12 protein-coding genes are annotated in these 12,847 nt (G+C 52.9%); 7 read left to right on the top strand and 5 right to left on the bottom strand.

What is annotated here, in order from left to right:
* Positions 1-10: 10 nt before the first annotated feature.
* On the bottom strand, positions 11-598 hold the full coding sequence (locus B9K09_RS06380) for a glutathione S-transferase family protein (protein WP_087516017.1): 588 nt from the start codon (positions 596-598) through the stop codon (positions 11-13).
* On the bottom strand, positions 595-1,023 hold the full coding sequence (locus B9K09_RS06375; protein WP_087516016.1) for a VOC family protein: 429 nt from the start codon (positions 1,021-1,023) through the stop codon (positions 595-597). Before B9K09_RS06375 ends, B9K09_RS06380 begins: the two co-directional genes overlap by 4 nt.
* 114 nt (positions 1,024-1,137) lie before the next feature.
* Between B9K09_RS06375 and B9K09_RS06370 the strand changes: the two genes are divergently transcribed.
* Complete coding sequence (locus tag B9K09_RS06370) at positions 1,138-2,034, top strand: LysR family transcriptional regulator (protein WP_087516015.1); 897 nt, start codon at positions 1,138-1,140, stop codon at positions 2,032-2,034.
* Between the two features lie 27 nt (positions 2,035-2,061).
* On the opposite strand, the gene B9K09_RS06365 is transcribed toward B9K09_RS06370, so the two are convergent.
* The 3 genes from B9K09_RS06365 to B9K09_RS06355 form a co-directional block, all read right to left on the bottom strand.
* Positions 2,062-3,336: an OmpP1/FadL family transporter gene (locus B9K09_RS06365; protein ID WP_087516014.1), complete on the bottom strand. Its 1,275-nt coding sequence runs from the start codon at positions 3,334-3,336 to the stop codon at positions 2,062-2,064.
* Positions 3,337-3,612: 276 nt separating this feature from the next.
* Positions 3,613-4,617, bottom strand: coding sequence for a DUF2860 family protein (locus tag B9K09_RS06360; protein ID WP_087516013.1), 1,005 nt, complete (start codon positions 4,615-4,617; stop codon positions 3,613-3,615).
* Between the two features lie 543 nt (positions 4,618-5,160).
* Positions 5,161-5,859 (bottom strand): cytochrome P460 family protein, encoded by a 699-nt coding sequence (locus B9K09_RS06355; protein ID WP_157699330.1) that lies wholly within the window; start codon positions 5,857-5,859, stop codon positions 5,161-5,163.
* Between the two features lie 622 nt (positions 5,860-6,481).
* Here B9K09_RS06355 and B9K09_RS06350 point away from each other — a divergent pair.
* Genes B9K09_RS06350 through B9K09_RS06325 form a run of 6 tightly spaced genes read left to right on the top strand, consistent with a single transcriptional unit; the run spans position 6,482 to position 12,822 of the window.
* Positions 6,482-7,450: a MoxR family ATPase gene (locus B9K09_RS06350; RefSeq protein WP_087516012.1), complete on the top strand. Its 969-nt coding sequence runs from the start codon at positions 6,482-6,484 to the stop codon at positions 7,448-7,450.
* Between the two features lie 14 nt (positions 7,451-7,464).
* On the top strand, positions 7,465-8,415 hold the full coding sequence (locus B9K09_RS06345; protein ID WP_087516011.1) for a DUF58 domain-containing protein: 951 nt from the start codon (positions 7,465-7,467) through the stop codon (positions 8,413-8,415).
* On the top strand, positions 8,412-8,918 hold the full coding sequence (locus tag B9K09_RS06340) for a DUF4381 domain-containing protein (protein ID WP_087516010.1): 507 nt from the start codon (positions 8,412-8,414) through the stop codon (positions 8,916-8,918). Before B9K09_RS06345 ends, B9K09_RS06340 begins: the two co-directional genes overlap by 4 nt.
* On the top strand, positions 8,905-9,906 hold the full coding sequence (locus B9K09_RS06335) for a VWA domain-containing protein (protein ID WP_087516009.1): 1,002 nt from the start codon (positions 8,905-8,907) through the stop codon (positions 9,904-9,906). The genes B9K09_RS06340 and B9K09_RS06335 overlap by 14 nt, the downstream gene beginning before the upstream one ends.
* Position 9,907: 1 nt before the next feature.
* Positions 9,908-11,506, top strand: coding sequence for a VWA domain-containing protein (locus B9K09_RS06330; protein WP_087516008.1), 1,599 nt, complete (start codon positions 9,908-9,910; stop codon positions 11,504-11,506).
* The gene (locus tag B9K09_RS06325) at positions 11,503-12,822 is read left to right on the top strand and encodes a BatD family protein (RefSeq protein ID WP_087516007.1); all 1,320 of its coding nucleotides are present in this window, start codon (positions 11,503-11,505) and stop codon (positions 12,820-12,822) included. Before B9K09_RS06330 ends, B9K09_RS06325 begins: the two co-directional genes overlap by 4 nt.
* Positions 12,823-12,847 lie beyond the last annotated feature (25 nt).

Genomic DNA, 12,847 nt, shown 5'->3' with positions numbered 1-12,847 from the left:
GCAAAACCACTCAGGGCTTGGCCAGATAACCGGGTAAAGCCTCCACTCGGCTCATCCAACGTGCAATATGAGTGTACGGCGTAAGATCCACCCCGCCTTCAGGGGCAAGTACGACGTAAGGGTAGACCGCACAATCGGCAATTGAAGGGCGACCAATCGCAAGCCAATCATTGTGTTCCAAGTGTTTATCGAGCAACGAGAGCGTCACTTTCGACTTTTCCAGCGCCGCCGACTTGTCCAACTCGACCCCAAACTTCTGTACAAGACGCGCCGCACAAAGACTGTGACCAACCTCATTAGCCGCAAAAGACAGCCATTGCACGATCTCAGCTTGGCCTTGAGCATGCGCGGGCCACCAGGCCAAACCACCGTACACGCCCGCCAAATAAACCAGAATGGCTTGCGAATCCCGAATGATCTGAGTTCCGTCTTCCAGGATCGGCAACTCCCCCAGTGGGTTTAAATCTAATAATGGCGCTTTCTTGTGCGCGCCGTTTAGAAAATCCACTGCAACTACTTCAAGCTCAATATTGGCCAAAGACGCTAAAAGTCTGACTTTGTAGCAATTGCCCGACGCGTCCAAATCGTAAAGTTTCATTGTTCATCTCCATTAATTAGCTGATTGAATTCAAGAACATTGCCATCGGGGTCGCGGATAAATAGCGCGACTCGTCTAGGGCCGATGTGATGGGGTCCTTCAGTGATAGTGATGCCCTCCTCGCACAACCAAGCCTCAAGCGCCTGCAGGTCATCGACAACGAATGCCGGATGGGTCACGCCCGGTAGCTTCAGCGGCGCGTCCAGCAGGACGTTATGTGCATTGGGTAAGCGTGCGCCATTGAAGATCAGGTTTATCCGAACACCGTCCGAACTGAGCATTTCGTTGGCTTCATACAAGGGAAAGCTGGCACTTTCGACAAAGCCAAGAGCCTGATAAAAAGCAATGGCTCGGTTTTTGTCGCTAACTCGAATGCCGATATGGTCGTAGGCACAAATCCGTGCAGGGCTGGGTCGATGGCTCATGTGCTTGCAACTCCAGGTGATAAGGTCCCTAGAGTTTCAGCGCAATTTGCGGTTTCACCTATGGTGTGAACCTGACAATACTTATGCACAAATCGCACAAATCAGAAGGTGACAATGGACAGGCTCAAAGCAATGGCCAACTTCGTGCGCATCGTCGACAGCGGTAGCTTGAGTTCAGCGGCAGATGCAACAGGCCAGTCGGTGGCATCCTTAGTGCGCTCACTTGCGGCTTTGGAGCGCTATTTAGGGGTTCGCTTGTTGAACCGCAGCACTCGGCGCATGGCCTTGACTGATGAAGGTGAAGAATACCTGGGCTGGAGTCGGCGTATGCTCGCAGATTTCGATGATATGGAGCAGCATCTGGAAGCTCGGGACGGCACCGTTCGCGGCCTGCTGCGTCTCACCGCACCCGTGGAGTTTGGCCAGCGCTTCATCGCGCCACTGGTCAACCAGTTTCTCAAGCTGCATAGCGAAATAAGCGTTGAGCTGGCACTAAACGACCACGTGGTTGGATTACTTGATGAGCGCCTCGATCTTGCACTGCGCATCGGTCATCTGCCTGACTCGGCCATGGTGGCACGAAAGATCGGTGCAACTCGATTGATAACCTGTGCAAGCCCTGACTACCTTGCTAGCGCCCCAGCTATTGATGGCCCAGCATCACTGCAAGAGCACAGGTGCATCACACTCGCGTCACAAGGACGGCAATGGTACTTCCGCCATAAAGCTAAAGAACTGGCTGAGACAATCTCCCCACGACTTGTTTGCAATCAAATACGCGCCGCCAAACTATCCTGCCTGCAAGGCATAGGCATTACTCGATTGATGCATTATCAAGTTGCGGATGAGCTCGCTGAAGGTCGACTGGTCAGGATTCTTAAAGACTTCGAGCCCATGGACTTGCCGGTTCAGCTGGTCTACCCGCACGCCTTGCAGTTGTCGCCACGCGTACGGGCATTCGTTGAATGGGCGTGTCCACAGTTGGAGCAGATCACGCCAGATCCCAATTGAGTCGGGTGCGACAAGGAGCAGAAGCGTTTAAAAGCGCCAGGTCGCACCGCCACCGATGACGTGGATTGCGGCATTCTTGAACTCACCGGACAAGGTCTCGCCGTTGCGCTTAGTCTGATCAACACTCATGTCCCCCATCCATATGAGTGTGTAGTTCATATTGACCGACAGCGTCTCATCCACTTGGTAGTTGAACCCTGTCGCAAGCCGCCAAGTTTCCCCCATTGGTACATCTACCGTGCGATCCTTGTCATCAACGGCAGAGCTGTCATAGCCGACGCCCATGTTGAGCCGCAGCTTCTGAGTGATTTGATTTTGTGCGCCCAGCGAGGCATGCCAAGTGTCCTTATAGCTGCGGTCCACTGAACGCGAGACAGCCGAACCGTCAGGATTACCATCGACTTCTACGCCAATCTTGCCGAACTCACTCCAGTCCTGCCAACCCAGACTACCGAGCACTGTCCATTGGTTATTCAACTGGTGTGAGATGCTCGCTAGAACCGTCTGCGGTACGGTCATATCGACATTAAGCTGATCTGCATTGATACGGTTAAGCGCACCATTCAATAGCGGATTGGTGATGCCATCAAAGTCAGGTTTATCTTCAAACTCAAGATCGATTTCGCTGACATAAGACAGACCTAGCTTTGTGCGCTCAGAGAGGTCGTACATGATGCCGACGGTAGCTCCCATGCCCCAATCGGTATCTTTGTACTTGAGCTGGCCATCAGCTGAATCACCCAATCCCAGTGGATTGTTATCCACCGCTATTTCAGTAAGAAAGCGTCCAAGCATGATACGCGGGCCAATACCGACCGACAGATCATCGGTCACCTTGTATGCAATGGTCGGTTGGAAAGCGACGGCAATCAGTGATGATTTTTGAGTGAAATAACGCCCCGCCCAATCATCGTCATACTTCACTGCCAAGCCGAAGTTGCCAACCATGCCGAAGCCGATAGCAGCACGGTCATTGAGCTGGTGGCTGATAAACGTACTGCCACTCGGAAAGTACTTAAGAGCATTGCCGCCTTCGTTGCCGCCGAAGGTATTGTCATCATCACGGGAGAACTTGACGTTACCCAGCAAGAGCTGGCCATTAGCGCTGACCTGAGTCCCAGCAAGCGCGGTCAAACCGGCAGGGTTATTCATTAAAATACTGGGATCGGTTGCCAACACTGCAGCACCGGCATTGGCTAGGCCGGCCCCCTCCTGCCCCACCTCATACAGCATTATACCGCCAGCCCAAACTTTCCCTGTAATGCCCAACAACGCGATAGACAATAATGCTTTGTGCAGCATGGCCTGAAATACCTTTCATTTGTGTATTAATACTTAGCGGTCTAGCTGCTTGTAGTGCACTTAAAGATGCACGATTGGCACTGAGTATAATAGCCCTCACCCAACTGTCCATTCAGTCAAAATCGTGTACTGCAGCCTAATTACAGCAAACACATAAGCTGTTAATTTCATCATGCAACAGCGTCAACGGCCGCAGGCTATGCCACACATGCCCTTCACTGTGTATTACAGATCCAGATCAATGTGACACAGCCAACGCAGCCATTTCAGTGAATATTAAAAGTTGTAGAGCATACCTAAGCTAAGGCTCTTGATACTGGTGTCGTAGAAATCGATATTGCTGTCTTCCTCGCCATAGTTGGCAACGACTCGCGCACGCCAGTTCTTCAGGCCGAATGGCTCTTTGTAGGTTGCGGCAAAGGAAATGCCCAGACGATCTGTGTCAGCTTTTTTGTCATAAATTGGATTGTTATCATCGCTTTCTAGATGGCCTGCCAACAAATTGGTCACCAGCTCCCAGCGATCAAAGCCGGTGTAAGCGTAGTTAAGCTCCATTTGATAGCCGTCCATGGACATTGCATCGCCATCGAGATCGCGATTTATGTAGCTAAGGGTCGGGATCACAATGTGATCACTGCCAATGCCCCATACATAACGCACGTCGAGTTTTGATTCGTCACCTTCACGATCAAGCAGACTGCGCTGGGCCGAAGTCAGGCCCAATGCATCGCCGCTGTTCTCGTCGTCGATTTCGATCTTGCGATGGGTATAGGTAACATCGAAACCAGACTCAAAGATGTGTTCCCAAGCCATGCGCGCACCGGAGCTTGAGCGGTCGGTTTCTTTACGTTTGCCATTAACCAGGTAAGGGTCTTCCCAAACTTCCACTGGCGTCGAGGCAAGTACGCTGGCGCTGACATTACCGAAGTGACCAATACCTTGGCGCACACCCAGCGCAAGGGTGCCATCCTGGGTCAGGAAGTCTTCTAGTTCGGTACCGCCGAAGAATACGGTGCGGCTACCTTGCAGTTTATAAGACAGGCCAAAAGCGGGCACAATCTTGCTAAAGCTTTTGCTGTCCGGGGAGCTGTCTAAAGAGTCAATACGACTGTCACTGACATCTGTTCCGGCCAAAGTTGCGACGGTGTTGCTTTCCATGCGGTTGGTGCTGGCGCCAAGATATGCATAACCACTGAAGCCATCTTTCTCGGGAATTCGGTCGAACGCTTGCGCAGAGCACGCTACCGCCATACCGAGAGTTGTAAGGATAAATCTACGCATGTGGAACTCCTGTAAACGCAGTTAGGCCTGATAGATGATCAATAATGATTGGTGCGTCAGAACACAGTGAAACTAAGTTTTAGTTCTGAACGCATTAATCTCACTCCAACCTTAGTCTAATTTATACAAAAACCTAGGTATTCAACGCACAAAATACTGCTATTGAGGCACAAGATTCTGATCATTAGAGTAAACGGCTGCAGGGTACAGGTTTAGGATTATCCAGCGATTGATTGCATTTGTGCTGGCGCTTGAGATTCTTTGCGGGCATCAGTGATGCGACCAACCAATTTTGGGCAGGCAAACGCTAGACGCGCAAGCCCTCAAGCCAGCGGTATTCCCCGAAACACAGCGGCCACCAGGTTCGACAACAGCATGCGCACCTGTTTATTCGAGGTAGACGGAGAAAAACGTCGTTAACTAACGGATCAAGGCTGAAGTTCTTCAAGCGACGATGAAGACCATTGAATGCTACGAAAGCATGTAAATGCCAGAGCAGCGCTGTGCGCCATTTGGCACACAGCGCCGACTGAAGCGCTCGGCTTATTGCAAGCCTAAGTGCAGATCACTGAACACGTAGCCTGTGTCTTTGGCATTGGCGACATGGCAGCCCGCGCATTTTTCATACGGCAGAACCTTGGCTGTCTGTGGATAAGTTTTGTCGTCCTTGGATGGCCCATATGCGAAATACGCCCAGTTACCTGGCGCGTCAGGAAAGCGCGCCGCGTCTTTCACCATATAAGTGACGCCAAAGAAATTATTTTGGAAGATGCCCTTGCCGTGGTTCGTCACACATACACCGGTGGTTTTGTCGCACTTGCCCATACTCTGCGGCCACTTCTTGCCATTGTTTTTTGTGCAGCTACCGTTGCTTTTGTCACAATCACTGGATATGCGTGACTCGCTGAACTCTTTGACGAACTGAGTACCGTCAGGCCATTTTTTAGTTGCCTTGTATACGGCTAGCGCGGATGACTCGACATAAGTATTGCCGAACTGAACACCCTCTCTGATGCTGCCATCGAGAATAGTATGACGACCCGGTGGAGTCGCGAATGTACCGATGTGAGTCCAGCTGCGGTAACCCTCAGGGATATGCGCGGTATCAACATCGACAAACTTGGCTTTTGCGCTCTCATCGACGGTTTCGGCCGCTTGGGCAACGCTGCCAAACGCAGTGAGCGAAAGAGCCAGCATAAGCCACTTTGAAGTGCTGCTGAGGACTTTGGCTTTATTAAGCATATTAATTTCCCTATATATTATATTGTTCCAAACACTACGGTGCTCTCACCATAAGTTGCTTGAGTTTCCTCTGGGATGCAGAGCTTTGATCATCACGGTCTGTTGCTCTGTGCATTGAATCGCAATGCTTTACGGACCACGGCAAAAAACCGTGCCCGCCTACCCGGGGCCATTAAACCGGGCTTATCTGGCTAGCGACCCGAACTTTAGTGTGGTTAAATTTATTTATTGAATTCGCACGAAATTCTCTACGGGAATTTGTCCTGAAATAGACTGTTTCGACATTTTTCGCGTCGGTTCCAAGCGAGGCGAAGCAAATTTCAACACGACTCCGCCCAGATCAAGCCCAAAAGCGGTATCCCTAAGATATGCCCTCAATGCATAGCCTATTGCCCAGAAGAATACGCACACCAATGGCGCGAAACTTTACGCATCACTTATTTAGGCTGCGCAAGCTATTTAGACAGCCAGGAGGCTTGCCGAAGCCCAGTTAACAGCTACATTTAACTGGAAATTCAATGCTCTAAATTTATGTGTAAGAATGCCTGTTCTTACTGTCAAAGCCATGCGCTTAGGTGTAATGGATTGTATTAAGTATTGCGACGTAGTTAAGGAAGAGTCCATGGATTGCAGAGAACAAGTTGTAAACTTAGAGCGCTTCGTCAGCCAGCGTGTACTTGGGCAGCAACAGACCATCAAGTTCGTAATTCTGGGGCTGTTGGCCAACGGACATATCTTGCTGGAAAGTCTTCCTGGCCTCGCCAAAACCCGCACTGTCAAAGCACTCGCTGAGCATCTTGATGCTCACATGAGTCGTATTCAGTTCACCCCTGACCTCCTACCGTCGGACATCACTGGCGGGGAAATCCTTCAGCAAGTTAATGGTCAAAACCAAATCAAGTTCCAACCGGGACCTTTGTTTGGCAACGTCATACTCGCGGACGAAATTAACCGCGCGCCTGCAAAAGTTCAGGCGGCCTTGCTTGAAGCGATGGAGGAGCGACAAATAACCGTCGCCGGACAGACTCACCCCATGTCGCAATTGTTCATCGTATTGGCGACGCAGAACCCCATTGAACAGGAAGGTACTTATCCACTTCCTGAAGCGCAGATGGACCGCTTTCTGATGAAACTGGTGATGGATTATCCGCATACTGAGGACGAAGCTCAGGTGCTGCGCATGTTGCGATCAGAGGATCAAGCCAAGACTGCGGAGCAAGAAATGCGCTTGGCCCAAGAAGTGATTTTCGCAGCGCGCCAGGAAGTTAATGCGGTTCATGTCTCAGAGGCTATCGACCGCTACCTGATTGATCTGGTCAACGCAACTCGCCACCCCGCCGACTATGACGCAGACCTTGCTCGCTGGATTCATATTGGCGCAAGCCCACGCGGCGGTATCAGTCTGGACAGGGTTGCCAGAGCCCATGCGTGGTTGTCAGGCAACGACTTCGTTTCACCAGACGATGTGCGTGCAGTCATACACCCGGTACTGCGCCACCGACTATTGCTCACCTACGACGCCGTGGCCGATGGCGTAAACGCCGACCAAGTGCTGGATCGTTTGCTCGACAAGGTGGCAATACCCGCCTGATTAGGAGCAATACCATGCAGTCTTCCAAGACCGCTGCAGACGGGTTCGTTTACGCATCATTGCCACAACTAATGGCATTTGAGCACCGAGCCCGCGGCCTAAGCTTTATGGCTCGTCAGTCGTTATCGAGCGTTCTATCCGGCAACCATGCATCACGCTTGCGCGGACGGGGCTTGAGTTTCGACGAGTTGCGACATTACATGCCCGGCGATAATTTACGTCATCTCGACTGGCGAGCCTCAATGCGCTATGGCAAGCCATTTGTGCGCAGCTTTACCGAGGAGCGTGACCGTCCGACCTTAATTCTTGTCGACCAGCGCATGAACATGTTCTTTGGCTCGCAGCGTAACTTCAAGTCGGTTACCGCTGCCGAGCTGGGTGCGCTTTGTGCCTGGATCGCTTTGCAAGCTGGCGACCGTGTTGGTGGTCTGGTGTTCGGTGACGACCGTATCGAACATATCCGCCCTCTACGCAGCCGTTCACGCGTAGAAGCCTTGTGCACAAGCATCGTGCGGCAAAACCAGATTTTATCTGCGACACGCCCTGATAATGAAAACGTTGATCAATTAGACCAAGCGCTACGCAACTGCTTGAATCTTGCCGGTCACGACCATCTGATCTGCATCATCAGCGACTTTGCGGCCACCAGTGATCGCACCTTGCAGTTGCTCCGCGAGCTCAAGACCCACAACGATGTAATCGCCATGCAGGTTTACGACCCTATTGCCCTGAACCTGCCAAGCAAAGGTCGGCTGATGGTTACGCAGGGCGAACTGCAAGTCGAACTGCAAATCGACCACCGTCGGGTTAACAAACCACTGGGTGAATTTCTCACTGGACGCCTTCGCCAGGTGGCCGAGCTATTAAGGCTCAGCCAAGTACCACTGATGATGTTCAGCACTGGCGAAAACAGCCTTGAACAGCTGCGGCAAGAGTTGGGCAGGCTTGCACAGGTGGCACGATGAACCGCACGGATGCGCCCAATATCAGCCAGTTAAAAGAGTTGGAGCTGACGGCTCCGGCCTTTAGCTATTTCCCACAAACCTGGGGTTGGCTTGCGCTATTACTGGTTACCTTAATTATCCTCACTGTCTGGGCGGTGCTGCGATGGCGCCACTGGCAGCGCAATCAATATCGCCGCGACGCTTTGCTTCGGCTGGCACAACTGCAAGACGCCGTCATGCATGAACATCAACGCCTGCCGGCTTTGCGCGAGCTCCCCGAACTGCTCAAAAGAGTGGCGCTATCGATGCCCAACTCACCTGACGTCGCCACCCTGAGCGGCGCTCGCTGGCAGAGCTTTCTGCAAGACGCGAGCGCGACCCACTTGCCCGCTGATTTTAGCCAGCAACTCTCGCTACTGGCTTACGGCCCACAAGCACAGTTGGCGACCTTGAGTCAGGAGCAACTAGACGTGCTATTCAGCACCTGCAAGCAATGGATTGAGGCTCATCATGTGGCAGCTTGATTACCCTTGGCTGATGCTGCTGTTGCCATTGCCGTGGTTGGTTTTCCACTACATGGGCGAATACCGCGAATCACGCAGCGCAGTACGCGTACCGTTTTTCGGGGCGCTTAGCCAAGCCGCAGGGCAACAACCCGGACAACCACATTCAGGCGGTGGCCGCTGGCAGCTCTTCATCAACCTGCTGGTGTGGGCGCTGGTACTGCTTGCCTGTGCCCGGCCTGTCTATGTTGAAAAACCGATTGAACATACACAGCCAACCCGTGATTTGATGCTTGCCATCGACATTTCCCAATCAATGGAAACGCGCGACTACACCAGCGCCAGCGGCCAGCAAACTGACCGCCTTAGTGCAGTCAAGGATGTGGTGCGTGACTTCATTGATGTGCGCAAGGATGATCGCATCGGCTTGATCGTCTTCGGTACCGGTGCTTACCCGCAGGCGCCGCTAACTTTAGACCATGCCAGCCTGCATATATTGCTTGATGAAGTGGGCATAGGCATGGCCGGGCCCAACACGGCGCTGGGTGATGCTATTGGCTTGACCATAAAGCTGCTCGATAAAGCCAAGGAGCAGGAGAAAGTATTGATCCTGCTCACCGACGGCAACGACACCGGCAGTGCAATTACCCCAGACCACGCCGCCGACCTGGCCGCCAGTAAAGGTATTGTCGTACACACCATTGGTATTGGTGACCCACAAGCCACCGGCGAATCCAAGGTTGATCTGCAAACCCTGCAAAACATCGCCAGCATTACCCATGGCCGCTTCTTTCGCGCCGACGATCGTAATGCGCTGAAGCAGGTCTACGACACGCTTGATCGGATAACCCCGCACAAAGTCAAAACCTTCAGCCATCAACCCAAACGGGACCTGTTCTGGTGGCCTTTAGGTGCTGCACTTCTGCTGCTGGCCATTAGTCAGTGTTTGGCTGCCCTTTCGGCTCGAGTGTCCTCAATAGGCACGCCTCGATCGCAACAGGAGCCATGAGATGGATATCGACCTGAGCGCCTTCCACTTTCTTCGCCCGCTCTGGCTGCTGCTCATGGTGCCGGGAATAGCGCTGCCCATAATCTGGGCGCACCGCCATGACCTGAGCCGTCAGTTGCAAGGCGCCATCGCCCCGCATCTTCTGCAGCATTTGGTGATAACACCGCAGGATAATCATCGTCTGCGCCCAGTGCATTTGCTCGCAGCCCTGCTCATTTTGGGCGCCGTGGCCGCTGCGGGTCCGACTTGGCAGCAAGATCGCCCAGACTTTCTTGATGACCGTGCACCGCTGATACTGGCGGTCGACTTGTCGCCATCAATGGATGCTGATGATGTGCCGCCAACACGCTTGAGCGCAGTACGCAATAAATTACATGATCTGGTTGAGCGCCGCGCCGGCGCACGCACAGCACTCATCGCCTATGCCGGAAGTGCCCACCTGGTGTTGCCGGCGACCGACGATCCGGAGCTGTTAAATACCTTCTTGCAGGCGCTGTCCACCAACCTTATAGAGAAAGCCGGGCGTGACGTCCTAGGCGTGATAGATCAAGCAAAGCGTTTGCTGGAAGCGGAAAACAGCCCGGGAAGCCTAGTACTCATTACCGATGGAGCCGATCCCGCCCTGAATCAACAAATAGGTCAGCATCTCGAAGGTATTGACCTGCAAGTGCTGGTTCTCGCCGTTGGCAGCAAGAGTTCAAGCGTTGTACGCAACGCCCAGGGGCAACCGCAGGTTGATGCCAGTGGCCGCCCGGTCGTAGCCAATTTTGACAGCAAAGCACTTCAAGCACTTGCTGACGCAGCCAACGCTCCGCTTGGAAGCTTGACCCTTAATGATGATGATCTGGATTGGATTGAGCTGCACGCCCAACGCCACTTTCAAGCGGTCAGCGACCAAGGACGAGAGGTTCACTGGAAAGATGCGGGCTACTGGCTGTGCTGGCCCTTGTTGCTGATCGCACTGGTTTGTGTACGTCGAGGCTGGCGTGTGCACTGGTTGGCCAGTTTACTGCTGGCTGTAGGCCTTGGTTTACCCTCGGCGCCCGCTCAAGCAGGAGCGTTTGCAGATGCCTTTTTCACCCCGGACCAACAAGGACGATGGGCCTTTGAGCACCAACGCTACCCGCAAGCGGCGGCGCACTTTAATGACCCCTACTGGAAAGGCGTGGCTGCTTATAACGCCGCTGACTATGACGCAGCCCTAGTCAGTTTCGCCAACCTCGATAGCGCCCAGGCTTTCTTCTACATGGGCAATAGCTACGTGCGTTTATCGCGTTTCCCCGAGGCGATAACGGCTTACCAACAAGCACTTAAACGACAGGCCCAATTCCCTGAGGCCAGCAGCAACCTCGCCCTCGCGCAGGCCCTGCAGAAAGACTACGAAAGCCAGCAAGAAGCGGGCACTCCAGATGAAAAGCCCGACGAACTCAAGTTCGATAACAAAACCAACGAAGGCAAGGACACACCGCAACCCGTTGCCAAGCCTGCATCCGATCAACTTTGGCTAGAGAATCTGAACACTTCACCAGCTCGCTTTCTCAAGCAGAAGTTTTTTCTTCAGGACGCTAAACGTCAGCAGGAGATGGAGTCTTCGCCATGAAACACTTGATCCTGCTCCTCACTTTATTACTGCCTTTATCGGTCTGGGCAGCCGAGCCGACATTGCTTGTCGACAGCCGCCTAACGCCGAAAAACCAAGTGTTAGTCGGTGGCATCGTTACGCTTGAGGTCGACCTGCTTGTCGATACCTGGTTCACCAGTGCGCCCCAACTGCCGAAGCTTGAGCTGCCAGGCGCAGTAGTGTCTGCGCCGAGTTCGCAAGCAACCCACCTCACCCAAAAACGCGACGGGAAAACCTTTTTCGGCCTACGTTTTACCTATCGGATCACACCCCAGCAAGCGCAGACATTCGACATCCCAGCGCTTAGCGTTCAGGTGCAACCTGGACAAGGTAGTAAGCCGCAAACGGTGCAGACTCAAGCGCAAAAATTCAGCGCCGTACAGCCTGTAGGCGCCAATGATCAGGAACATGTACTGGTAGCCGAACAAGTCACCTACACCCAGACTATTGTTCGCTCTCACAAGCCGCTGCGGGTTGGCGACAGCATTAGCCGTCAACTCAGTGTCCGCGCCAAAGGCGCGCAGGCCATGCTGATTCCAGCACCGGAATTGGCTGAGGTGAATGGACTTAAACAGTACGTACAAACACCAAACATTCAACCGATGGACAATGGTCGGGGCGACATTACCGGCGGCATCCGTACTGACACCATCACCTATGTGGTAAGCGAGCAGGGCAATTACACATTGCCCGCTATAGAGCTGAAGTGGTGGGACCAAGCCGGTCAACCCCAGATTGCCTCTATCCCCAAAGTCACCTTCAAGGCCCAAGGCGAAAGCGGCTACAGCGGGCCCTTCTCGATCAGCGAAGACTTGCGTCAGCTTGGACAAAACACTCAACTGCATATTGCCCGTCATTGGCTGCTATTGAGCGCTTTAATACTGCTCGCCGCGCTCATTGGTTACTTCGGTAGAACCTACTGGAATCGCGGTTTGCAATTGTTTCTACAACGGCGAGCAGCGCGTCAGCAAGCTTGGCGTGACTCACCTGATTTCGCATGGCAACAACTTCAGGCACGTCTAAACGACCAGACACTTGCCGCCAGTGAGCTCTATCGCTGGGTCAAACGGAGTGCGGACGCGGACACACTACAAGGTGCCTCTAAAAATTTACCCTCGCACCTTAGAAATCAGCTGCTAATCTTATTAAAAGCAAGTTATTCTGCGAACAAAACCGCTCTAGCACGGGCCTCTGCGCAAAAACAGACACTAACTAAACTCCGCGAGTTATTTAAACATAGCCGCACTGCCCCTCCAGCGGTAGGAACACTTAAACCGCTTAATCCAAAGCACTAAGGAACCTCTGAAAAAGGTAGCGAGC

The sequence above is a fragment of the Pseudomonas sp. M30-35 genome (assembly GCF_002163625.1).
Classification (GTDB): domain Bacteria; phylum Pseudomonadota; class Gammaproteobacteria; order Pseudomonadales; family Pseudomonadaceae; genus Aquipseudomonas.
This window is presented reverse-complemented; position numbering and strand designations above follow the sequence as displayed.